At 73.0% G+C, this 21,479-nt stretch carries 17 protein-coding genes; 9 read left to right on the forward strand and 8 right to left on the reverse strand.

Going from position 1 to position 21,479, the window contains the following annotated elements; genetic code table 11:
* The 5 genes from GA0070624_RS19095 to GA0070624_RS19115 form a co-directional block, all read right to left on the reverse strand.
* Window positions 1–1,134: an ABC transporter ATP-binding protein gene (locus GA0070624_RS19095; RefSeq protein WP_091342959.1), complete on the reverse strand. Its 1,134-nt coding sequence runs from the start codon at window positions 1,132–1,134 to the stop codon at window positions 1–3.
* Window positions 1,134–2,000, reverse strand: coding sequence for a carbohydrate ABC transporter permease (locus GA0070624_RS19100; protein ID WP_218105202.1), 867 nt, complete (start codon window positions 1,998–2,000; stop codon window positions 1,134–1,136). Before GA0070624_RS19100 ends, GA0070624_RS19095 begins: the two co-directional genes overlap by 1 nt.
* Entirely contained in the window at window positions 1,997–2,944 is a 948-nt protein-coding gene (locus tag GA0070624_RS19105) for a carbohydrate ABC transporter permease (RefSeq protein ID WP_218105203.1), read from the reverse strand. Before GA0070624_RS19105 ends, GA0070624_RS19100 begins: the two co-directional genes overlap by 4 nt.
* Window positions 2,919–4,316 (reverse strand): extracellular solute-binding protein, encoded by a 1,398-nt coding sequence (locus GA0070624_RS19110; protein ID WP_091342963.1) that lies wholly within the window; start codon window positions 4,314–4,316, stop codon window positions 2,919–2,921. The genes GA0070624_RS19105 and GA0070624_RS19110 overlap by 26 nt, the downstream gene beginning before the upstream one ends.
* 151 nt (window positions 4,317–4,467) lie before the next feature.
* Window positions 4,468–5,205, reverse strand: a complete 738-nt coding sequence (locus GA0070624_RS19115) for a GntR family transcriptional regulator (protein WP_245718875.1) — start codon at window positions 5,203–5,205, stop codon at window positions 4,468–4,470.
* A 289-nt stretch (window positions 5,206–5,494) separates the two neighbouring features.
* On the opposite strand from GA0070624_RS19115, the gene GA0070624_RS19120 reads away from it, so the two are divergent.
* Complete coding sequence (locus tag GA0070624_RS19120; RefSeq protein ID WP_091342967.1) at window positions 5,495–6,382, forward strand: Cgl0159 family (beta/alpha)8-fold protein; 888 nt, start codon at window positions 5,495–5,497, stop codon at window positions 6,380–6,382.
* Between the two features lie 42 nt (window positions 6,383–6,424).
* On the opposite strand, the gene GA0070624_RS19125 is transcribed toward GA0070624_RS19120, so the two are convergent.
* The gene (locus GA0070624_RS19125) at window positions 6,425–7,855 is read right to left on the reverse strand and encodes a GH25 family lysozyme (protein WP_176731776.1); all 1,431 of its coding nucleotides are present in this window, start codon (window positions 7,853–7,855) and stop codon (window positions 6,425–6,427) included.
* 310 nt (window positions 7,856–8,165) lie between these two features.
* Here GA0070624_RS19125 and GA0070624_RS19130 point away from each other — a divergent pair, with 310 nt between their 5' ends.
* Window positions 8,166–8,492 (forward strand): hypothetical protein, encoded by a 327-nt coding sequence (locus tag GA0070624_RS19130; protein WP_091342971.1) that lies wholly within the window; start codon window positions 8,166–8,168, stop codon window positions 8,490–8,492.
* 80 nt (window positions 8,493–8,572) lie between these two features.
* Entirely contained in the window at window positions 8,573–10,765 is a 2,193-nt protein-coding gene (locus GA0070624_RS35295; RefSeq protein ID WP_218105204.1) for an FG-GAP repeat domain-containing protein, read from the forward strand.
* 18 nt (window positions 10,766–10,783) lie between these two features.
* Here the strand turns inward: GA0070624_RS35295 and GA0070624_RS19140 are convergent, their stop codons facing one another.
* Complete coding sequence (locus GA0070624_RS19140; RefSeq protein ID WP_218105205.1) at window positions 10,784–11,572, reverse strand: AfsR/SARP family transcriptional regulator; 789 nt, start codon at window positions 11,570–11,572, stop codon at window positions 10,784–10,786.
* Between the two features lie 277 nt (window positions 11,573–11,849).
* Here GA0070624_RS19140 and GA0070624_RS19145 point away from each other — a divergent pair, with 277 nt between their 5' ends.
* Together GA0070624_RS19145 and GA0070624_RS19150 are read left to right on the forward strand one after the other, a co-directional pair.
* Window positions 11,850–12,440, forward strand: coding sequence for an RNA polymerase sigma factor (locus tag GA0070624_RS19145; protein ID WP_091342973.1), 591 nt, complete (start codon window positions 11,850–11,852; stop codon window positions 12,438–12,440).
* The gene (locus GA0070624_RS19150; RefSeq protein WP_091342975.1) at window positions 12,440–12,913 is read left to right on the forward strand and encodes a hypothetical protein; all 474 of its coding nucleotides are present in this window, start codon (window positions 12,440–12,442) and stop codon (window positions 12,911–12,913) included. The genes GA0070624_RS19145 and GA0070624_RS19150 overlap by 1 nt, the downstream gene beginning before the upstream one ends.
* Window positions 12,914–12,918: 5 nt before the next feature.
* Here the strand turns inward: GA0070624_RS19150 and GA0070624_RS19155 are convergent, their stop codons facing one another.
* Complete coding sequence (locus GA0070624_RS19155; protein WP_141715081.1) at window positions 12,919–15,546, reverse strand: CHAT domain-containing protein; 2,628 nt, start codon at window positions 15,544–15,546, stop codon at window positions 12,919–12,921.
* A gap of 46 nt (window positions 15,547–15,592) precedes the next feature.
* Between GA0070624_RS19155 and GA0070624_RS19160 the strand changes: the two genes are divergently transcribed.
* From GA0070624_RS19160 to GA0070624_RS19175, 4 genes are all read left to right on the forward strand, one after another.
* A complete protein-coding gene (locus GA0070624_RS19160) occupies window positions 15,593–16,969 on the forward strand; it encodes a S8/S53 family peptidase (protein WP_091342980.1) in 1,377 nt (458 codons plus the stop codon).
* A gap of 80 nt (window positions 16,970–17,049) precedes the next feature.
* On the forward strand, window positions 17,050–17,922 hold the full coding sequence (locus GA0070624_RS19165; protein WP_091342982.1) for a nuclease: 873 nt from the start codon (window positions 17,050–17,052) through the stop codon (window positions 17,920–17,922).
* A 15-nt stretch (window positions 17,923–17,937) separates the two neighbouring features.
* Window positions 17,938–20,049 carry a trypsin-like serine peptidase gene (locus GA0070624_RS19170; RefSeq protein ID WP_091342985.1) on the forward strand — a complete coding sequence of 704 codons (2,112 nt, stop codon included), beginning with the start codon at window positions 17,938–17,940 and terminating at the stop codon, window positions 20,047–20,049.
* Between the two features lie 9 nt (window positions 20,050–20,058).
* Window positions 20,059–21,471 (forward strand): hypothetical protein, encoded by a 1,413-nt coding sequence (locus GA0070624_RS19175; RefSeq protein WP_091342987.1) that lies wholly within the window; start codon window positions 20,059–20,061, stop codon window positions 21,469–21,471.
* Window positions 21,472–21,479: the final 8 nt, after the last annotated feature.

Raw genomic sequence — 21,479 nt, forward strand, 5'->3', positions numbered from 1 at the left:
TCAAGCGTCCGCCCCGACGCCGGTACGCGGCGCCGGCACCGTGGCCGCCGAGCCCACCAGTTCGCCGTCCCGGTAGAGCAGCGACCGACCGGGCCGGGGCACCAGCCAGCCGGTGTCACCCGGCTCGGGTTCGCGCCCCTCAGGCACCACGACCTGCACGCTGGTCGGCGCGGCGTCGTCCTCCGCCGGGACGTCCAGGGAGACCAGGGAGAAGCTGCCCAGGTTCTCCACCACCACGACCTGCCCGCTCAGCGCGTCGGGCCCCGGCTCGGCGAAGTAGTCGAGGTACTCGGGGCGGACGCCGTAGACCAGGCTCTCCCCGTCGACCACCTGACCGCGAGCGTCGTCGGGCACTGGCAGCCGCACCCCGGCGACGGTCAGGTCGTCGCCGCGGACCCGGGCCGGGATCAGGTTCATCGGGGTGGAGCCGATGAAGCCGGCGACGAACGTGTTGGCCGGGCGGCGGAACACCTCGGTGGGCGTGCCGACCTGCCGGATCCGCCCGCCCTCCATCACCGCGATCCGGTCGGCGAGGGCCAGCGCCTCGGCCTGGTCGTGGGTGACGAACACGGTGGTCACGCCCAGCTCGCGTTGCAGCCGCTTGAGAAACGTGCGCGCCTCCAGCCGCAGCCGGGCGTCCAGGTTGGACAGCGGCTCGTCGAGCAGGAAGACCTGCGGGTGACAGGCCATCGCCCGGGCCAGCGCGACGCGCTGCTGCTGCCCGCCGGAGAGCTGCCCGGGGCGGCGGTCCAGCAGCGCCGACAGGCCCAGCTCGTCGGCGGTGCTCGCGGCCTTGTCCTGCCGGACCGCCTTGTTGACCTTCTTGATCCGCAGCGGGTAGGCGATGTTGTCCCGCACCGTCATGTGCGGAAAGAGCGCGTAGTCCTGGAAGACCATCGCCACGTCCCGCTGCCCGGGCGGCAGGTTGGTGACCGTACGCTCGCCGATCCGCACGCTGCCGCCGGAGGCGACCTCGAGCCCGGCGATGGTGCGCAGCAGGGTGGTCTTGCCGCAGCCGGAGGGGCCGAGCAGGGCGAAGAACTCGCCGTCGGCGATCTCCAGGTCGAGGGCGTCCAGGGCCCGCACCCCGTTGGGGTAGACCTTGGTCAGCTCGCGCATGGTGATGGCGGACATCAGCGCTTGATCCCTCCGTGGAAGCGGAATCCGTACCGGCTGCTGACGAAGACGAACATGAGCGCCACCGGCAGCGAGTAGAGCAGCGAGAACGTGGAGAGCAGCCGCAGGTCGGCCTGCCCGCCCTCGGTATAGAGGGTGTACATGATCACCGCGGCGGGGGCCTTGTCCGGCCCGCGCAGCAGCAGGAACGGGACGAGGAAGTTCCCCCACACGTTCGCCACGGCCCACACCCCGACGGTGGCCAGCCCCGGCCGGACGACCGGCACCACGATGTGCCGCAGGATCTGCAGGGGACTGGCCCCGAACACCCGCGCCGACTCCTCGTACGACGTCGGCGTGGCGTCCATGAAGTCCTTGAGGATGAAGATCGCGGCCGGCAGCAGGCCGCCGGTGAGGATCAGGATGACGCCGAGCCGGGAGTCGATCAGGTTCAGCCGGAACGCCAGCTCGAACAGCGGGACCATGGTGGCCGTGCCGGTCACGATCGAGGAGAGCAGCAGCAGCCCGTAGAGCAGGGCGTCCCGCCCCGGCACCCGGACCCGGCTCAGCGCGTACGCGGCCAGCGCGGCGAACGCCACCACCAGCACGGCGGTGCCGCCGGCCAGCCAGACCGAGTTGAGCAGCGAGGTCATCGCGTACGGGTTGTCCAGCAGGATGCGGAAGTTGTCGAGAGTGAATTGGGGCAGCGACGTGGCGATCGTGGGGGTCTCGTCGAACGGCGCGGTGGCCAGCCACAGCAGCGGCAGGGCGAAGAAGGCGAGGACGAGGCAGAGGAAGACGTACCGGCCGATCCGCGCCAGCACGTGCCGGATGGCGGCCGTCGCCGCGCCGTCGGTGCGGGCGTCCTGGGTCGCGATGCTCACGCCGCCTCCCTCCGCCGGCCCAGCATGCGCAGGTACACCAGCGCGATGACCAGGTTGATCAGCAGCATGATGAACGAGATGGCCGCCCCGATGCCCAGCTCCCCGCCGGAGAGCGCCACCTTGTAGACGTAGACCGGCAGGGTTTCCGAGCGCTGCTCGGGACCGCCCGCGGTGATCAGGAACGGCGTGAAGTCGTTGAACGTCCAGAGGCTGATCAGCAGCAGGTTGGTCAGCACGTGACCGCGGATGCGCGGGAACACCACGTCGCGCAGCTGCTGCCAGGTGGAGGCGCCGGCCAGCCGGGCGGTCTCCAGGTGCGAGCGGGGCACGTTCTCCAGCGCGGCCGCGTAGAGCATCATCGAGAACGCGGTGCCCCGCCAGGTGTTGAAGATGATGATCGACAGCATCGGGTGGTCGAGCAGCCACGCGGTGCCCGGGATGCCGAGCAGCGCGTTGAGGGTGCCGGCGTCCCGGTCGAGCAGGGCGATCCAGAGGAACGCGACCACCGAGCTGGGCAGGATCCAGGCCAGCAGGATGAACGCCTCGACCACCCGGCGGACCGGGCCGCGCCGGTCGCGCAGCGCGAAGGCGATGGCGAAACCGAGACAGGCCTGGCCGATGACCGCCGAGCCGAGCACGAACTGCAGGGTCAGCAGCAGCGAGCTTCGGAAGCGTTCGTCGGTCAGGGCCTTGGTGTAGTTGTCCAGGCCGACGATCTCGGGGTTGGCCGCGGCCAGGCCGGTGAGCCGGTAGTTCGTGATGCCCAGGTAGATCGTCCAGGCGGCCGGCACCACGAGGAAGAGCAGGATCAGCACCATGCTCGGGACGAGGAACCCGGCGGCACGGGCCCGGCCCAGCCCGGCCGCGTCGGGGGCGGGGGAGGGGCCCGTGACCGGGCCCGCTCCCCCGACCGTCTCGTCAGGACGAGACGTTACCTGGACCACCGACGATCCCTTCGACCTTCTTCTGGTACGCCGAGGCCGCCTCGTTGACGCTCTTGCCCGACGCCACGGCCGCGGTCGCCTCCTGCAGCGCCACCGACACCTGCGGGTAGACCGCCAGCGGCGGCCGGTACGCGGTGAGCGGCAGGACCTTCTCGGCGACGAAGCTGAGCAGGGGGTCGCCGGCGAGCACCTCCTTGTTGACGTCCATCCGCGAGGTGATCCGCGCCGCGCCGGCGAGCTGCTCCTTGGTGGCCTCCGCCGAGTGCATGAAGGCCAGCAGCTCGAACGCCTGTGCCGGGTACTTCGAGTTCGGGTTCAGCACGTCGACGCCGCCGCCGGACATGCTGACGAAGTCCTGTCCCCGGATGCCGGCGCCGGGCTGCTTGGCCGGAATCATCGCCCACCCGACGGTGGTGTCCCGGTCGGGCATCTTGGCGACGCCGTCCTTCGGGTTGACCACGCCGCGCCAGAAGTAGTCGCCCTCGGCGAGGATGCCGATCTTGCCCGCGGCGAACTCGGCGAAGGACTTGTCGCGCCCCTTGGCCTCCTGCTGGAGCTTCGGATCGCCCAGCCCGCCACCGTAGACCTTGGTGTAGAAGTCGAGCATGTCCTTGACCGGCTGGTTGGCGCCGGCCCACTTGTTGTCCTTGTAGATTTCGCCGCCGGCGCCGACCAGCAGCGGCAGGGCACCCTGCATGGTGGTCGCCTCACCCATCGCCGTGCCGGCGTTGATCTGGATCGGCGTCACGCCGGGCAGCGCCTTCAGCTTGGTGCCGGCGTCGAGGATCTCCTGCCAGCTCTTCGGCTGCCAGTCGGCGGGCAGGCCGGCCCTGGCGAAGAGCTTCTTGTTGAAGTAGAGGACGCGGCCGTCGGTGCCCTGTGGGATGCCGTACTTCTTGTCCTCGAACGTGCCGAGGCCCTGCACGCTCTCCGGGATCTGGGACCAGCCGTCCCAGCTGTCGACCTGGTCGCCGGCCACCTCGGACAGCGGCTTGAGGTAGCCGGCCTGGGCGAACTCGCCGACCCAGATGCCGTCGACCGACATCACGTCGGCGCCGCTCTTGGACCGCAGGTCCAGAGCCAGCTTTGTCTTGTACGGCTCGTCGTCGACGCCGCTGGGCACGAACGACACCTTCGCGGTGACGCCCTTGGCCTTCTGGGCCTCGACGAACCGGGGGATGACCCACTTCTCGATCCACTCCGCACTGGCGGAGTTCTTGCCGCCGGCGATGGCGTTGGCGGCGATGGTGAGGGTGATGTTCTTGGCGTCCTTGCCCGCGGGCTCGTCGCCGCCACCGCAGGCCGTGGTGGCGAGGGTGACGGCGGTGAGCGCGGCGAGCACACCCGTGACGCGTCTCGGCGTGACTGACATGGGGCTGTTCCCTTCGCAAGGAGCGGCTTCGAAGAGACTCGCGGATCGCCCGCCGGCCGCAGGTTCGTGCCGGCGATGCTTAGCGGCCACAATGTCATGACAGCCTGACGACGTAAATACCTGTCACTGAAATGAGCCCGAAACAGGCGGGTCACCGCTCGGCGACGGTGACCTCCAGCGCGTACCGGGCGGCCCGGTAGATGTGCGCGCCGTGCTCGACGTGGCGGCCCTGGTCGTCGTACGCGGTCCGGGTCATGGTGAGCAGCGGGGCGCCCCGCCGTTCGCCGAGCATCTGCGCCTCCGCCGCCGTCGCGGCGCGTGCCCCGATGCGCTGGTGGGCCGTGCGAATCCGCAGGCCGGCGGCGCGCAGGAGGGCGTACAGGCCGCGGGACTGCAGCGCGTCGAGGGTGAGCCGGACCGGGTCCAGGGGGAGCCAGTTCTCCATCACGGCCAGCGGCTCGCCGTCGGCGAAGCGCAGCCGGCGCAGGTGCTGCACCTCGGCGCCCGCCGGCACGCCGAGCGCCTGCGCCGCGGTCGCCGGGCAGGCCACGGCGGCCAGTTCCAGCACCGAGGTGGAGGGTTGCTGACCGGCCCGCACCAGGTCGTCGTGGAGGCTGGTGAGTTCCACCGCGCGGCGCACCTCGCTGCGAACCACCTGGGTGCCGACGCCGCGGCGGCGCACGATCAGTCCCTTGTCGACCAGATGCTGGATGGCCTGCCGGACGGTGGGGCGGGACAGGCCGAGCCGGTCGGCGAGCTGCAGCTCGCTGTCGAGCCGGTCGCCCGGGGCCAGTTCGCCGCGCTGGATCGCCGCGGCGAACTGCTCCGCGACCTGGAAGTAGAGCGGGACCGGACTGCTGCGGTCGACCGCGATCTCGGGGCCGGTCACGGGACCTCCTCGGGGGCGGACGCGCGGTGTCGAGGACGCGCTGATGGCCACTGTACCTAAGCGGACACGGTCCGCAGCATGGCAGATGTCAGGACAACACATTGACACAACTCCTGGCCACTGTTACCAATCAAGGACAGGATCGAGCTGACGGTCACGCCGACGCCGGCCGGGACAACGGACTCCCGCCTGGCCTGCTTCGCCGCCATGCCGGACCAGGCGGAGACCGCGGCGCTGGCCGAGCAAGAGCCCTTAGGGAGCCGGCCCGCGCCGGACCGGGAGGAGAGCGGTGAACACCGAATACGAGGCGTTGACGCTCACCCGCGCCCACCGGCCCCAGGCGATCGCCGAGGCGGCCGCCGGGCGGACCCGCCGACCCTGGCCCGATCAGGGCCAACCGCTGTTCATCATCGCCGCCGACCATCCCGCCCGGGGCATCCTCGGCGTACGGGACCGGCCGATGGCGATGGCCGGGCGGGCCGACCTGCTGGACCGGCTGCGGCTGGCGCTGTCCCGGCCGGGCGTCGACGGCGTGCTCGGCACCCCGGACATCCTCGAGGACCTGCTGCTCCTGGGCGCCCTGGAAAACCGGTTGGCCATCGGCTCGATGAACCGCGGTGGCATCTCCGGCGCGGCCTTCGAACTCGACGACCGGTTCACCGCGTACGACCCGGACAGCATCGCCGCGATGCGCTACGACGGCGGCAAGATGCTCTGCCGCATCGACCCGGAGGACCACGGCACCGCCGCCACCCTGCACGCCTGCGCCCAGGCGGTCAGCGCGCTCGCCGCCCAGCGCACGGTCGCCCTGGTGGAGCCGCTCTGGGTGAGCCGCACGGACGGGCGGGTGCACGTCGACCTGCGCCCGGAGGCGGTCATCAAGGGCGTCAGCGTCGGCCAGGCGCTCGGCACCACGTCCGCGTACACCTGGTTGAAGCTGCCGGCGATCGACGAGATGGACCGGGTGATGGCCGCGACCACGCTGCCGGTCCTGCTGCTCGGCGGGGATCCGACGGAGGCCCCCGACGTGGTCTACGCCCGGTGGGAACGCGCGCTGCGGCAGCCCGGGGTGCGCGGGCTGGTGGTCGGGCGGGCGCTGCTCTACCCGCCGGACGACGACGTGGCCGCCGCCGTCGACCTGGCCCACTCGCTGCTGCCGGCCCGGCAGGACGCATGAGCGGCGACCTGCACCTGCCCTGGGGCACGACCGCCCGGCAGGTCAGCGGGTCAGCCAGAAGAACTTCTCCCAGGACCCCACTGCCGTCCGGTTGGCGATCAGTGGGGAGGCGCCGGCGTTCTCCGCCGTCACGTAGCGGTTGTTCGCGTTGGCCAGCAGACTGACCGTGCCATCGGCGTTGGTGATGATCCGGAACTTCTCCCAGGCACCGATGGCCGTCCGGTTGGCGATCAATGCGGACGCACCGGCGTTCTCCGCTGTGACGTACCTGCCGTTGACGCGCGCACGGAATGCCACGAATCCGCTACCCGCGTCGATCCGGTCGAACTGCTCCCAGCCGCCGGCAGCGGTGCGGTTGGCGATCAGCGGAGAGGTGCCCGCGCTCTCGGCCGTGACGTAACGCAGGTTCACGTTGGCGAGCAGATGCACCAGGGCCGGCGGGGTGACGAACCTGAACTTCTCCCAGGAGCCGATTGCCGTCCGGTTGGCGATGAGCGGGGAGGCGCCGGCGTTCTCCGCGGTGACGTAGCGGTTGTTCGCGTTCGCGATCAGGCTGGCCGTGCCGTCGGCATTGTTGATGATCCGAAACTTCTCCCACGGCCCCACCTTCGTCCGGTTGGCGATGAGCGGGGAGGCGCCGGCGTTCTCCGCCGTGACGTATCGGCCGTTCTCCCGGGATCGGTAGGCCACGAACCCGCTTCCGACGTCGATCTGGTCGAACTGCTCCCATGGCCCGATGGCGGTCCGGCTGGCGATCAGCGGGGAGGTGCCGGCGTTTGCCGCGGTCACGTACCGGTTGTTGACCGTCGCCAGGAGGCTGGTCGCCGGACCGCCGAGCAGGCGAGCCAGCGCCGCGTAGTCGCCGTTGAAGACGTCCAGATCGGGCGTGGAGAACTCGGAGCCGGGGATGGGGGTGCCGGCAGCGTGCTGCCAGAGCGCGAAGGACGACCACCCGGCCGGCAGCGGCGGCGGATTCTGCGAGTAGTTGGCGATGAACAACGGGTTCGCCGCGAAGCTCGTGTTGCTGGCCGTGCAGGGGTTCCACCAGTTCGTGTTGGTGTAGATCATGGCCTGCCGGCCGGTGCGGACAGCGATCTCGGTGACGAAGTCCCGGACCCACGCCACCAACTGGGCGGGCGTCATGTTGTAGCAGTCGTTCAGGCCCCAATCGGCCCGGGGCCATTCGATGTCCAACATCGGCGGAAGCGTGCGTCCATCGGCGGCGTACGGGGCGAAGTTGAGCAGGACGTTGGCCTGCTGCCTGCCGCTACTGAGATCCGGCCGGGCCCGGTGGTACGCCCCGGTGTAGAGGCCGTTGGCCCGGGCGCCGAGGTAGTTGGTGGCGTAGTACGGATCAGGATTGTTGTGCGGCACTGGTTGGCCGTCCTGCTCGCTGGCGCGGATGTAGGCGAACGTCGCACCGCCCGCTGCCACCGCGGCCCAGTCCAGCGAGGGCCCCTGGAAGTAGGACACATCGACGCCTTTGATCGGGTATCCGGGGGGCGTGGGCAGCGCCCTTGCCGGCGCGGCAACCCCGACCAGTCCGCCTACTCCCAACGCCGCACCCAGTAGAACCGCCAGACATTTGCGTAACATGGCTCGCCTCCACCACCAGGGGCGCTACGCATCCATGCGGAGCGTAACTGGCTGCGTAGCCCTGAGGAATCGGCCGCCGGTCCATTGTTGAGTCCGCGGCCGTGGGAGAGAGGCGGCGGTCAGGCGGGCGCGTTTCTCCCTGGCGTTGGTCGGGTTGGGGAACAATCGAGCGCGGGAGGTGTGCGTGATGGACGGCCAGCGCGACGTGCTAATCCTGATCGACCGGGGAGCGGATGCGGACCGCGTCCTCGAGTCGCTGCGCCGGGTCGCCCGGGTGACGCAGGTGCTGCCGCCGCGGTTGGCGCTGGTCCTCGCGGACGGGCCGGTGAACGTGCCGGGCGCGGCGGCCTACGCCGACGACGTGCCGGACGCCGTCCTCGACGAGCTCTCCCCGGCCGAGCGCGCGTTCGTCGCCGCGTGGCGATCCCGCCGCGCGGGGAAACGCCGTCCAGGTGAAGGGCTCCCGTGGGACGCGCCCGGCCACCTCCCGCCCGACCTGCCGCCGCACCGTTGACGCCGCGTTGACGCCAGCCCGGTGCACTCATTCCTGACCGGCGGCGGGCTCCCGCCGCCCGCAAGGGATTGGGGCTGGACATGGCTGGAGATCTCCACATCGCAGAGTGGGTGGTCGTCGAGGAGACCCCGCAGGCACGGCGGGAGGCGGCGCGGCCCGAGCGCGGCATGCCGATCCACCGCTACGGCCGGGTCGGCATCTACGCCGACACCGCGCGCCGGGCCCGGCGGCCCGCCGCCGTCGAGGCGCCGGACCTGAGCGCGCTGCCCGGCGGGCTGAGCGAGGTCGAGCGGCTCGGCCTCGCGGCGCTCGGGCTGCGGGAGAGCACGGGGTACCGGTCGGCCAAGGAGAACCGCCCGCGCCGGGGCGAGGAGTGGGACATGCCGGACTGCACGACCGTCGTGCCCCGGGCCGAGCCGACCGCCGAGGAGGCGGCCGCGCCGGGCCGGGCGGCGGCTCCCGCCCCGACCAGCTCCTACCTGGAGGGCACGGTCGCGGTCGGCATCGTCATCGTCGAGGGCCCGACGCCGGAGCTGCAGTTCTCCGACGCGGAGCGGACGAAGGTCATCGCCGAGGTGCAGAACGGGCTCGGGTTCTACGCCGTGACGAACCCGCTGGCCGGTATCAGCTTCGCGTACGACATCCAGGACGTCGTGCTCGACCTGCCGGCGGACCCGAACGCGCCGGACCTGGAGGCGCACTGGCGCAACCCGGCGATGGCCGCCATCGGCTTCAGCGCCGACCCGGCCGGGGTGACCGCCTACGTGGAGAGCCTGCGCGGCAAGTTCGGCACCCGCTGGACGTACTGTGCGTTCTTCACCAAGTACCCCCTGGGCTGGTTCGCGTACGCCTGGCTCGGCGGCCCGTACCTCGTCATGGACTACAACAACGACGGCTGGGGGCCGGACAACATCGACCGGGTGTTCGCCCACGAGACCGGTCACATCTTCAACTGCCCCGACGAGTACGCCAGCAGCGGCTGCAACTGCGGCGGGAGCTGGGGGCGGTTCGGTCTGGTCAACGGCAACTGCCAGAACTGCGCCGCCGAGGGCGGCGTCCCCTGCCTGATGAAGGGGAACTCCTTCGAGCTGTGCGGGTACACGCCCGGGCACCTCGGCTGGGCGCCGCAACTGGCGGTCCGCGACTACGCCTACGGCGCCGGCGGCTGGCGGGTGGAGAAGCACCCGCGGTTCGTGGTGGACACCACCGGCGAGGGCCGCGCGGACATCGTCGGCTTCGGCGACGCGGGGGTGTACCTGTCCCGCTCGCAGCCCGACGGCCGGTTCGAGACGCCGCACGTCATCGTCCACGACTTCGGATACGCGGCCGGCGGTTGGCGGGTGGACCGGCACCCGCGCTTCGTGGTGGACGTCAACGGCGACGGTCGGGCGGACATCGTGGGGTTCGGCGACGCGGGCGTCTACATCTCCTACGCCCAGCCGGACGGGACGTACGGCGCACCGCAGTTCGTGGTGCACAACTTCGGGTACGTCGACGACGGCTGGCGGGTGGAGCTGCACCCGCGCTTCGTCGCCGACATCACCGGGGACGGCCGGGCGGACATCATCGGGTGCGGCTACGCCGGCGTCTGGGTGTCCCGGGCCCAGGCCGACGGCACGTACGCCCCGGCCCAGTTCGTCCTCGCCGACTTCGGCTACACCTCGGGCTGGCGGGTGGAGCGGCACCCACGGTTCGTGGTCGACGTCAACGGCGACGGCCGGGCGGACATCGTGGGGTTCGGCGACGCCGGCGTGTACGTCTCGTACGGGCAGGCGAACGGCACGTTCAGCCCACCCCAGTTCGTCCTCGCCGACTTCGGCTACAACTCCGGTTGGCGGGTGGAGCGGCACCCACGGTTCGTGGTGGACGTCAACGGCGACGGTCGGCCGGACATCGTGGGGTTCGGCGACGACGGGGTGCGGGTGTCGTACGGGCAGGCGGACGGCACGTTCAGCGCGCCGCAGCTCGTGGTGGCCAACTTCGGCTACAACGCCGGCGGTTGGCGGGTGGAGCGGCACCCGCGGTTCCTGGCCGACACCACGGGTGACGGCCGCCGCGACATCGTCGGCTTCGGCGACGCCGGGGTCTGGGTGTCCCGGTCGCTGGCCGGCGGTGGCTTCGAGAATCCCGGCCGGGTGATCGCCAACTTCGCCTACAGTGCCGGCGGTTGGCGGGTGGAGAAGCACCCGCGCTTCCTGGCCGACATCACCGGCGAGGGCCGCGCCGACGTGGTCGGCTTCGGCGATGCCGGGGTGTGGGTGTCGCGGTTCTGAGCGGCACGGGGCGCGCGGTCAGCGACGCGATGTCGCGGACCGCGCGCCCACCGGCTGGGCCCGGGTCGGCGAATGGAGGTCGTGGGCTGCGCGCCTGCCAGGGGTCGGCCGGCGGCCGAAGACGAGGTCGGCCAGCTCCGCGGACGGCTCGACGCCCAGTTCGTCGACGAGCAGGTGGCGGAACCGGTGGTACTCGCGTACCGCCTCGACGATGTTGTGCTGAGCGAGGTGCACGGCGATGACGGCCCGGTGGGCGCTCTCCCGCAGCGGCTCGCCGCGCACCGCCTCGAACGCGAGCTCGTACGCGGCGGCGAAGCTCCCACGTGCGGCGAGCCGGAGCGCGACGTCCTCCAGCCCCTGCAGGCGCAGCTGGCGCAGCCGTTCGCGGTCGAGGAGCACCCAGTCGTCGTACCAGCCGGGCAGCAGCTCGCCGCGCAGCCCCCGCAGCACGCTCGCCGCGCCGTCGTCGGGCAGCGCCGCCAGGTCGGCCAGCGCGGCGGTGTCCACCCGGACGAAGCCGGCCAGCGCGATGCGTTTCTCGCCGGCGTCGACCAGCCCGTCGACCGCCCGGTTGCACTGCCAGATAGCGGTGCGCAGGCTGGCGAGGGCGCGTGGCTCCGGCACGTCCGGCCAGAGCGTCCCGGCCACCACCGCCCGGGCGACCGGCCCGGTCAGGGCCAGGTACGCCAGGAGTCGCTCGGCGTTGCCCACGATGTCGGCCGTGGCCCCGTCGGCGAGCAGCCGGAAGCCGCCCATCAGCTCCAGCCGGACGTCCGGGATCGGGGACGCCTCCGCCTCGCGCAGCACGTCAGGTAGGAGTCGGCCGCGGCCCGGCCTGATACGACGTGGGACAGCACGTCCAGCACGGAGGGTCCTTGATCCGACATTTCCCCGGCTCGACGTATCAGACCCAGGGCCCCGCGCCTCACTGAGGTGTCAGAGCCGGCCAGCGGCGGCGGGCCGCCGGTCACGCGGCGGTGGACGCCATCGACTGCAGTCCGGAGAATGGGTACCACGGTCACCTCGGACAGGGCCGGGTGGATCGAGACGCCTCAGCGCCGCGGACGGAGCACGAGGGGCGGGGATGGACCGGTTGCGCGATCACGAGATCGAGACGCTGGTGGAGCGAGTCCGCGCCGGCGACCAGGCCGCCTGGGTCACTCTCACCGATCGGTACACCGGTCTCCTGTGGTCCATCGCGCGCGCCATGCGGCTGACCGACGAGGACGCGGCGGACGCGGTGCAGACCACCTGGCTGCACATGGTGGAGCGGCTCGACACCCTCCGGGATCCACAGCGGCTCGGCAGCTGGCTCGCCACGACGATGCGCCGGGAGTGCCTAGCCGTCCTGCGCCGACGGGCCCGGCAGGTGCCGACGGACAGCTGGGACGACGTGACCGACGACGCCGACCCGCTCGACGGCGCGCTGCTGCGGCGGGAGCGGGACGTCGCGTTGTGGCGGGCGTTCCGCCGGCTCGATCAACCCTGCCAGGCGCTGCTGCGGGTGCTGATGGCCGACCCACCGCCGAGCTACCGGGAGGCCGCCGAGGCCCTGCACACCCCGGTCGGCAGCATCGGTCCCCGGCGCCAACGATGTCTGGGCAAGCTCCGCACCCTCATGCGGGCCGCGACATGTGAAATCCCGTCCGCCGACGCCTCCCCGGGACGGCCGTGATGCGCCACGACACCGACGACGACCTGCTGGCCCGGCTGCGAAGCATCGCCGCCGAGGTGGATCCCGTGCCCGACGCCGTCCGGCGAGCGGCGCACGTGGCCCTCGACACGCGCGACCTCGACGGTCAGCTGGCTCGGCTGGTCGCCGACTCCGCCGCCACCTCCCCGGGTCTCGCCTACGAACCGGTACGGCGAGCGGACCCGGTCGACGATCGTTTCCTCACCTTCGACGGGAGCGGCCTGCGCATCGAGCTGGAGGTCACCGGCGCCGCCGACGGCCTGACGCTCATCGGGCAGGTGATCGGGGCGCGCCCCGGCGAGTGCGTGCTCGAACACGGCGACGGCCGCCGCGACGTCCTGCGGCCCGACGCAGTGGGGCGGTTCGTCCTCGACCGGGTGTCACCCGGCCCGATCCGGCTCCGGTGTCGCTCCCTGGCCGACGAGCCGGTGACCACGACCTGGGTCAACCTGTGAGCGGCTCACCGGCCGAGCGCCACGAACGACAGCGCGGTGGCCACCGCCACGGGATCGCCGGCCACGCACTCGCGGACCCCGTGCAACGCGTCGCCGAAGGACCGACCGGCCCGGAGCCGGTCGTGGAAGTCGACCATCAGCGGCGCGGCCGCGGCGTCGTTGACCGGCACCACGCTGGCCAGCAGGCTCGCCAAGCCGAGCGGGACGAGCGCGCTGACCACCCCGAGCAGTTCGTCGGCGGCGACGGGGGCCGCCACACCGGACTCGCAGCTGGACAGGACCAGCCGCCGCGGCGCGTGGCGCAGCCGGCAGAGGTCGTAGACGGTCAGCGGACCATCGTCGAGCGACACCGCGGAGAAGAGGGGGTTGTCGCTGCGGAAGCTGCCGTGCGCGGCGACGTGCGCGGTCCACGCGCCGTCCAGCGCGGAGAGCACCGCCTCGGCGGTCGCCCGGCCCTCGGCCAGGACGACCGCGCCCGGGTAGCCGTCGCCGATCCGCCGGACCTCCTCGGCGCTGCCGCTCAGGCCGGGGCCGACGACCAGGACGACCCGCTGCTGCCGGGGTGCCCCGAGGCGCCCGGCCCGCAACCACGTCGCCGCGGACGGCGCCACCACGACCGGCGTCGCGCGCAGCGCGGGCAGCAGCGCCCACGGCACCGCGTGCAGGCGGGCCGGCGGTACGACCACCACGGGCGCGCCGTCGACGAGGGCGGCGGCCGGGCCGAGCAGCGCCTCCTGCAGCCGGTGCCCGGCGGCGTCGAGGGCGGCGAGCGCCCCGGGCGGCGGCCGCCCGCGCGCCAGCCGGCGCAGCATGAACCGTGCGAGGTCCAACTCCCGTACCGCCGAGTCGACCGGCCCGACGGCGCTCATCCGTACTCTGTGCCCCACCACGGTGATCGCGTAGAGCAGCCCGTCGAGGGCGGTGAGCTCGACGAGGCGGTGGTCGCCGAGCCCGGCGACGAGCTTCGCCACGACGTCGCCGTCGTCGGCCCGCCCCTGCGCGGCGCCGGCCGTCCGGCGTGTCCTGGACCGGATCGCCGCCTCGAGGCGGCGCCGTTCCTGGTCCAGGCGTTCGGTCGGCGCGTCCGCCACGTGGGCGGCGTCCAGTCGCTTGACCACGTTGCGCAGGGCGGCCAGCTCGCCGGCGAGTTCGCGGTCGTCGGGCGGACGTATCGCGGGCAGGCTCAGCGCGCTGGCCCGCCATCGTTCGCTCCACCGCAGCAGCATGCGGGCGTCGCCCCGCCGCACCGCGTGCCGCTCGGCGAGCGCGGCGAGCTCGACGCCGTACCCGGCGGCGTGCGCCCGCAGTTCCGGGGCGGCCAGGGCCCGCTGGTGATCGCCGGCCGCCGCCAACCCCCGCCGGGCGGCGACGAGGGCCGCGGCAGTGGCACCCCGCGCCTCGGCCCGCAGCGCATGGGCCAGCCATCCCGCGGCGTGGCCGAAGGTGGGACCCCGGTGGCGGAAGCGGGCCGCGCGGGCGAGGTGCCGGTCGGCGTCCGCCGGCCGCCGGTCGGCCGCCAACCGTCCGGCGAACAGGTGCGCCGCCGCCGCCTCCGGCGCCCGCAGCGCGTCCAGCTCGTCGGCGAGCCGGCTGGCCTGAGTGGACAGCCGGCCGCCGCGATGTCCGGCCGCGTATCGCGATTGAAGCGCGACGAACGATGCCCGGGCCTGCCAGCCGGGTCGGCCCTGTTGGCGGAAGAGGTCGCGCGCCGCGGCCGCCCGCTCCGCCGCCAGCGCCGGCTGCCCGGCCGCCTGCGCGGCCTGGCCGGCGGCGAAGAGCAGCTCAGCAGTGCTGGTGCCGTTGGCGCCTGCCCGGACGTGGCGGCGCAGCGCCTCCTCCGTTGCGGCGACGGCCTCGGTGGCCAGACCGGCGGCCAGCAGCACCGCGCACCGGTCGATCGCCAGCGCCGGCCGGGACGCCCCCAGCGCCTGGTACCGAGCGGACGCCTCGTCCAGGAAGCCGAGCGCGGCGGGAATGTCGCCGACCTGGAACGCCAGGTCGGCGCGGTTGGCTACGGCGATCGCGGACTCCAGATCCTGTCCGGTGGCCGCGTGCAGGCGCTCGGCCACCACCAGGTCCCGGTCGGCGCGCGCGGCCTGCCCGAGGGCGGCGTACGCGACGAAACGGTTCATCCGGGCGCGGGCCTCCCACACCGGGTCGCCGCCGCGGCGCAGCACCCGAATCGCCTGGCGCAGATCGGCCAGCGCCTCGTCGTAGCGGCCGAGCACCCGCAGCAGGTGGCCTCGGCGGGTCAGGGCGCGCCCGGCATGGACCCCGGTGCTGTTCGCCACCGCCCGGTCCAGCATTTCGAGGCCGGGTGTGCTGCGACCGGCGAGACCGAGGGTGACACCGAGGGTCGCCTGGACGTCGACCAGCCGCTCGACCGCCCCGGACCCCTCGGCGAACCGCAGCGCCCGGCGCAGTTCGGCGATGGCCTCGTCGTGGCGGCCGGCGTCGCGCAGCACGATGGCCCGGACCTGGCAGGCGACCGAGGCGGTCGCTGGATCGGGCTGCCCTTCGAGCAGCCGCGTCGCCGCCGCGAACGCCTCGGCGGGACGCGACAACGCCAGCGGCAGCAGGCGGTCCGGGAGCCCCGCAGGGGCCGCCCGCACATGGTCGCCGGCAGGTGACACCACTCAAGTCTAGAAACGCATCCCCAGCCGACCGAGGAGGCAACCGATGGGCGCAAGCGGGCAGGAGATTCAGTGGGAGCTGCTGAAGGGCGCGTTCGCCGCGGCGGGCCGACCCGTCGAGATCGGCGCGGGCCGGTGCCGCGACGCCGACGCGGAGTTCCTCTACGAGGCGGGCCGGCTGCTCGTCCGCGAGGAGCATGTCGCGGCCGTGCGCGACATCCTCGACCGGCTCTACCTGCTGCCCGGGCGGCGGCGCCCGGAGCCGGAGCGGGAGACGGCGCAGGGCCGGCCGCGGCCGACCGAGGAGCCGGTGGTGGAGCCGGTCATCGCCGGAGTACGGGCGATCCGGCTGGCGTTCCGCGACCGCGACGACGACCTCCGCGGCTACGACACGATCCGGGCGTTGCGGCTGCTGCTCGACGGCGGAAGGGTCGAGGTCGTCGACCCCTCCCGCCCTGACGAGCGCCGGACCGAGGTGATCGAGGGGTTCGGGACCGGCGCGGCGTCGCTGAACCACGTGGTGCACATCTCGGGCGACGCCGCTGCCTGCCCGGCGGTGGAGCCGGAGCCGGTGCCCGCCGGCAGCCCGCCGGACCCCGGCTACGCGTTGGACCGGGGGGCCGGCGAGGGCGTGAAGGTGGTCATCGTGGACACCGGCCTCGACCCGGAGGCGGCCGTCCGCAGCCCCTGGCTCGCTGGGGTCACCGGTCAGCCCGACCCGGGCGTCGACACAGCGAATCACACCCTCAACGAGTACGCGGGCCACGGCACCTTCATCGCCGGAGTGGTACGCGGCGTCGCGCCCCGGGCCGAGGTCCACGTGCGATCGGTGATCAACTTCGGCGGGGGCGTCCTGGAATCCGACCTCATTCAGGCGCTCGACGCGGTCCTGGTATGCGACCACCCGGACGTCATCAGCATGTCGGCCGGGACCTACGCGTACGACGCATCCGGCATGCTGGCCTTCCAGGCGTTCCACGAGCGTCGGCTGAGCCACCACAAGGGAGTCGTCCTCGTCGTGGCGGCCGGCAACGACGCCGACCGCAAGCCGTTCTGGCCGGCGGCGGCGCCGTACACCGTCTCGGTGGGCGCCCTGGCGGCGACCGGCCGGGGCCGGGCCGGCTTCAGCAACTTCGGCGGCTGGGTCGACGTCTACGCGCCCGGCCAGGACCTGGTCAACGCCTTCCCGACCGGCACCTACACCTACCGGGAGCCGCCCTACGACAACCCGCCCCGGGTCGAGACGTTCCACGGCATGGCCCGCTGGAGCGGCACCTCGTTCAGCACCCCGGTCGTCGCCGGGCTGATCGCGGCGCGGATGTCGCGGACTGGCGAGAACGGCCGTACGGCCGCCCGGTCCCTCATCCGCAAGGCGCGCAAGCAGGCACAGCCCGGCGTCGGCGCGGTGCTGCTGCCCGAGTAGGAAAGGCGACACTCCGGCGAGGTATCTGACCGCCGGCATCCGCCTCCATTCCGGTAGCGAACGGAAATGGAGGCACCGCCATGCCGATGCTGGTCATCACCGGGTCCTTCCGCGTCGTCGGCGCGGCGCCGGACGGCGACTCGGTACGGTTCCATCCCACCGACCCGGCGCACTGGGACCGGGTGGAGGGCCCGCACCGGGTGCGACGCAACGCCTCGGGCGGGGCCCAGCTGCGCCTGGACGGCATCGACGCGCTGGAGACCCACTACACCGCCGGCCGCGTCCGCACCCACCAACCCCTCGACCTGGGCCGGGCGAGCGCGTCGGCCCTGCTCTCCGGGCTGGGCTTCCGCACGGTGCGGCGCGACGAGCGGGAGACCGTGACCGACGCCTGGCCCGTCGAGGTGCCGGGCTACCTCTTCACCCGCGGCGCCGATGTGTACGGCCGCTGCGTCGCGCTGGCCGGCCGCGGTGCCCCGCCGACGGACAAGCCGAGCGGGGAGCGCGTGCACGTCACCGTCCCGATGCTTCGCCGTACCGTCAACTACCGGCAGCTCGCCCGGGGGCAGGCGTACCCGACCTTCTACCGCAAGCTGTACGCGGACCTGCGCCAGGCGATGGCCCGGGCGGTGGTCACCGCCCGGGCGGCGGGTGGGCCGCTGTGGCGGGCGGACCAGACCGCCAGCGGGGCTGCCCTGCCGGCCGGTCTCGCCGACCTGGAACGCGACGTCGTCCTGCTGCCCAAGCTCTTCCGGCGACTCGCCGGCTACTTCGCGCTCAACGACGGCGACCCCTCGCTGGCCGGGTTCGCCGACTACCTGGACGCCCGCGACGACCGGATCACCCTCCTGCCCACCGGCCAGTGGACCAGCCTCGACACGATCGTCGCGGTCGACGGCAACAAGATCCGCCTCACGCACCCGCCCGAGCAGCTCTTCTTCGACGAGCGCTGAGCAGGGGGAAAGACCATGGAGAACACCGTGCACATCCAGGCCGCGACCGAGCGGTACCGCCGGACGAAGCGGCAGCGGACGGAGATCGAGCGCCGGCAGCGCACCGGCGCCACCCGCGTGGTAGCCACGGGCGACCAGGTGGAGGCGCGGGTGCGGCGGCTGGCCCGCACCGGTGCGGTCACGCCGGAGGCCATCCTCCGGGCGTTGCCCGAGGGCGACCAGGTCGCGCGCTCGACGCTGCTGGAACGCATCATCGCCGACACCAACGACCTGCAGGCGGTCAACTTCCTCTCCCGGGGCGCGCGGGCCGCCCGCACGGTGGGGCGGATCGGGGCGGACCTGCGCGGGCGCCGCGTCCCGATCGGCACCGGCTTCCTCGTCGCCCCGGCCCTGCTGCTGACCAACAACCACGTCCTGCCCGACGAGACGGCGGCCGCCGAGGCGGTGCTGGAACTGAACTGCGAGGACGGCATCGACCACGAGGCCGGCCAGGTCGTCCTGTACCGACTGGACCCGGGCCCGCTCTTCCTCACCGACGGGGAGCTCGACTACACCCTCGTCGCCGTCGCGCCCGGAGCCGCCGGGCCCCCCGGCGACGAGTTCGGCTGGAACCGGCTGGTCCACCAGCAGGGCAAGGCGGTCATCGGCGAGTGGCTGAACATCGTCGGGCACCCGCAGGGTCGGCTGAAGGAGGTGGCCCTGCGCAACAACGGGCTGGTCAACGAGCTCGACCACTTCCTGCACTACCGCACCGACACCGAGCCCGGGAATTCCGGCTCGCCGGTCTTCAACGACCAGTGGGAGGTTGTCGCCCTGCACCACTCGGGGATCCCGGCGACCGACGCCGAGGGCAACTGGCTCAAGGCCGACGGCAGCCGGTGGCGGCCGTCGGACGGCGACGGCACCGTCCAATGGATCGCCAACGAGGGGGTACGGGTCAGCGCGCTGCTCGGCCATCTCTTCGGACGCCCCCTGACGGTCGCCGAGCGCGCCGTGCTGGACAGCCTCGGGCCGCAGGCGGTCCCGGCCGGCGTCCAGCCGGTGAATGTTCCGGCGCCGCCGGTCGCCGCTCCCTCGGTCGCTGCGCCCTCCGCGACCGCGCTGTCCGGCATCCCTGGGCAGGCCGGGCCGGGGGAGCGGGCCGGGCTGGCGGTCGCGGGCAGCCTACGGGCGCGTCGGCCCGCGCTCGCCGGCGACACCCACCTGGTGTTCCTGCACGGCCGCGGCCAGTTGGGCCGGGATTCGCAGCGGTTGCGGGCGGGGTGGGCCGCCGGCCTGGCCGCGGGGCTCGGCGCCGCGGGCCTGAGCCCGGTCGACGCCGCGGACGTCTGGTTCCCCTTCTACGCCGGGGAGCTGCAGCGGGGGATGGACGGGCGAGAGGCGCTCGCCGACCCGTCGACCGCGTCCCTGTACGAGGAGTTGGTGTGCGAAGCGGCGGAGCGGGCCGGGATGCCGCCCGGCCTCGTCGCGTCCGGCCCGTCCGCGGACCTCACGATGCCTGATCTGGCGGCGGCCCTCGCGGTGCCCGGGACGCCGGCGGCCCTCGCGGTGCTTCCTCCCGCCTTCGCGCTGCCCGGCGAGCAGGAGGGGCTGCTGGATTCCGTGGTCGGCCGGCTGCACCGGCCGCTGAGTTGGCTGGCGAACCGCAGCGGACTGGACGAGGCGATCATCGCCGCCGTCTTCGCCGACGTGGCCGCGTACCTCGACCGGCCGGCCGTCCGTGACCGCGTGCTCGACGCGGTGCTCGGCTGCCTGCCGCCCGGCGGCCGCATGGTGCTGGTCAGCCACAGCCTCGGCACGGTCGTCGCCATGGACCTGCTCACCCGGCTGCCGGGCAGCCTCACCGTCGACACCCTGGTCACGGCGGGCAGTCCGCTCGGCATGGACGCCGTGTACAAGCGCCTGCTCGTCGGCGGACCGCGCCGCCCCGACCGCGTCCGGACCTGGGTGAACGCGTGGTGCGCCGCCGACGCGGTGGCGATCGGGTGTCCGTTGCAGGGGGCCTGGGGTGCCGACGTGGTGGACGTGGTGACCGACAACGCCAAGGACCGGGCGCACAGCATCGCCGAGTACCTGTCCGACCCGCGGGTGGCGCGCGCCGTCGTCGCCGGGTCGGGCGTGCCGTGAGGAGCGGAGATGAGCACGCTGACGCAGGGGCTGACCCGGCCCGGGTTCATCGGCTGGTTGACCGGTGAGCGTACCCGGATCTGGTTGCAGCGCAAGGCGGTCGGCCTGTGGATGAACGTCATCATCCTGCTGGCCGTCGCGGTCGCAGCCCTGACCGCGGGGGGCTGGCCGGCGCCTCAGGCGTGGGGCGTCGCAGCGCTGAAGCTTTTCGTCCTCTGGTGTCTGTCGTTCCTGCCCGGGTGGCTGTACGTGCGGTTCCTCGGCATGCGGGCCAAGGTGCTGTGGCACGAGTACGTGCTCAACCTGCACCGGCTCGGCTGGGACAGTCACCGCCGCCTGCCGGCGTTGCGGCCGGATTCTGACGCTGTCCCGGGTGGACCGGACGGGCGGGCACTGCGGACCGACAACATCTACCGGCAGAAGTTCGAGTCCTACTACGGCCGCCAGGTGCCGCGGGCGGCGCTGCGCGACGCGCCCGACGAGGACCGGGACGACTATCTGGTCAGCAGCGAGTCCCTGTTCCCGGTCTTCCTCGCGACGGCGATGTTCGCCGCCGGCTGGGCCGCGGTGCTGTGGGACACCCGGTTCGTGGTCGCCCCGGCCGGGGTCTGGGACGTGCTGAAGTACGCCTTCCTCGGCGCGTACGCCTTCGTCACCGGGATGCTGCTGCGCCGGTACTTCCAGACCGACCTGCGCCCCAGCGCGTACGCCAGCGCGGTGCTCCGCGTGATCCTGGTGCTCCTGGTCGTCACGGTCGTGCACCAGGTGGTCGGCGCGACGGCGGCGGTAGCGCAGAGCGCCGAGATGGCGGTCGCGTTCGTCATCGGCTTCTTTCCGCTGGTCGGGCTGCAGTTCCTGGAGCGGCTGACGTCGCGGGTGCTGCGGTTCGCCGTGCCCACCGTCGCCCCGGACTACCCCCTCGACCAGCTCGACGGGCTCAACCTCTGGTACGAGGCGCGGCTGGTCGAGGAGGGGGTCGAGGACATGCAGAACCTGACCACGATGAATCTCGTCGACGTCATCCTGCACACCCGGGTCCCGACCGGCCGCCTGGTGGACTGGGTGGACCAGGCGTTCCTGCTGATCCACCTCGAGCAGGCGGAGCGTCGGGAGGTCCGGCGGGAGCGCCGGAAGGACGGTTGCGGCACCGCGCACGGCGGCGCCGCGGCCCGGGTGCGGCTGCGCCGGGCCGGCATCCGCACCGCCACCGACCTGCTCAAGGTCTTCTCGACCGAGGACGGCGAGGATCCGGGTACGGGGTTGCCGCGGCGGCGCTACCGGGCACCGGACGGCGTCGGGCGACTGCCGCTGCCGGAGGACCAGCTACGGCTGCTCGTCGCCGTGCTCGCGGCGGAGCCGGGGCTCGCGCCGGTCTGGAACTGGCAGCGCAACGGAGTACCGCTCGACCGCGATGCGCCGTGACCGGTTCA

This window comes from Micromonospora rhizosphaerae (assembly GCF_900091465.1).
Taxonomy (GTDB): Bacteria; Actinomycetota; Actinomycetes; order Mycobacteriales; family Micromonosporaceae; genus Micromonospora; species Micromonospora rhizosphaerae.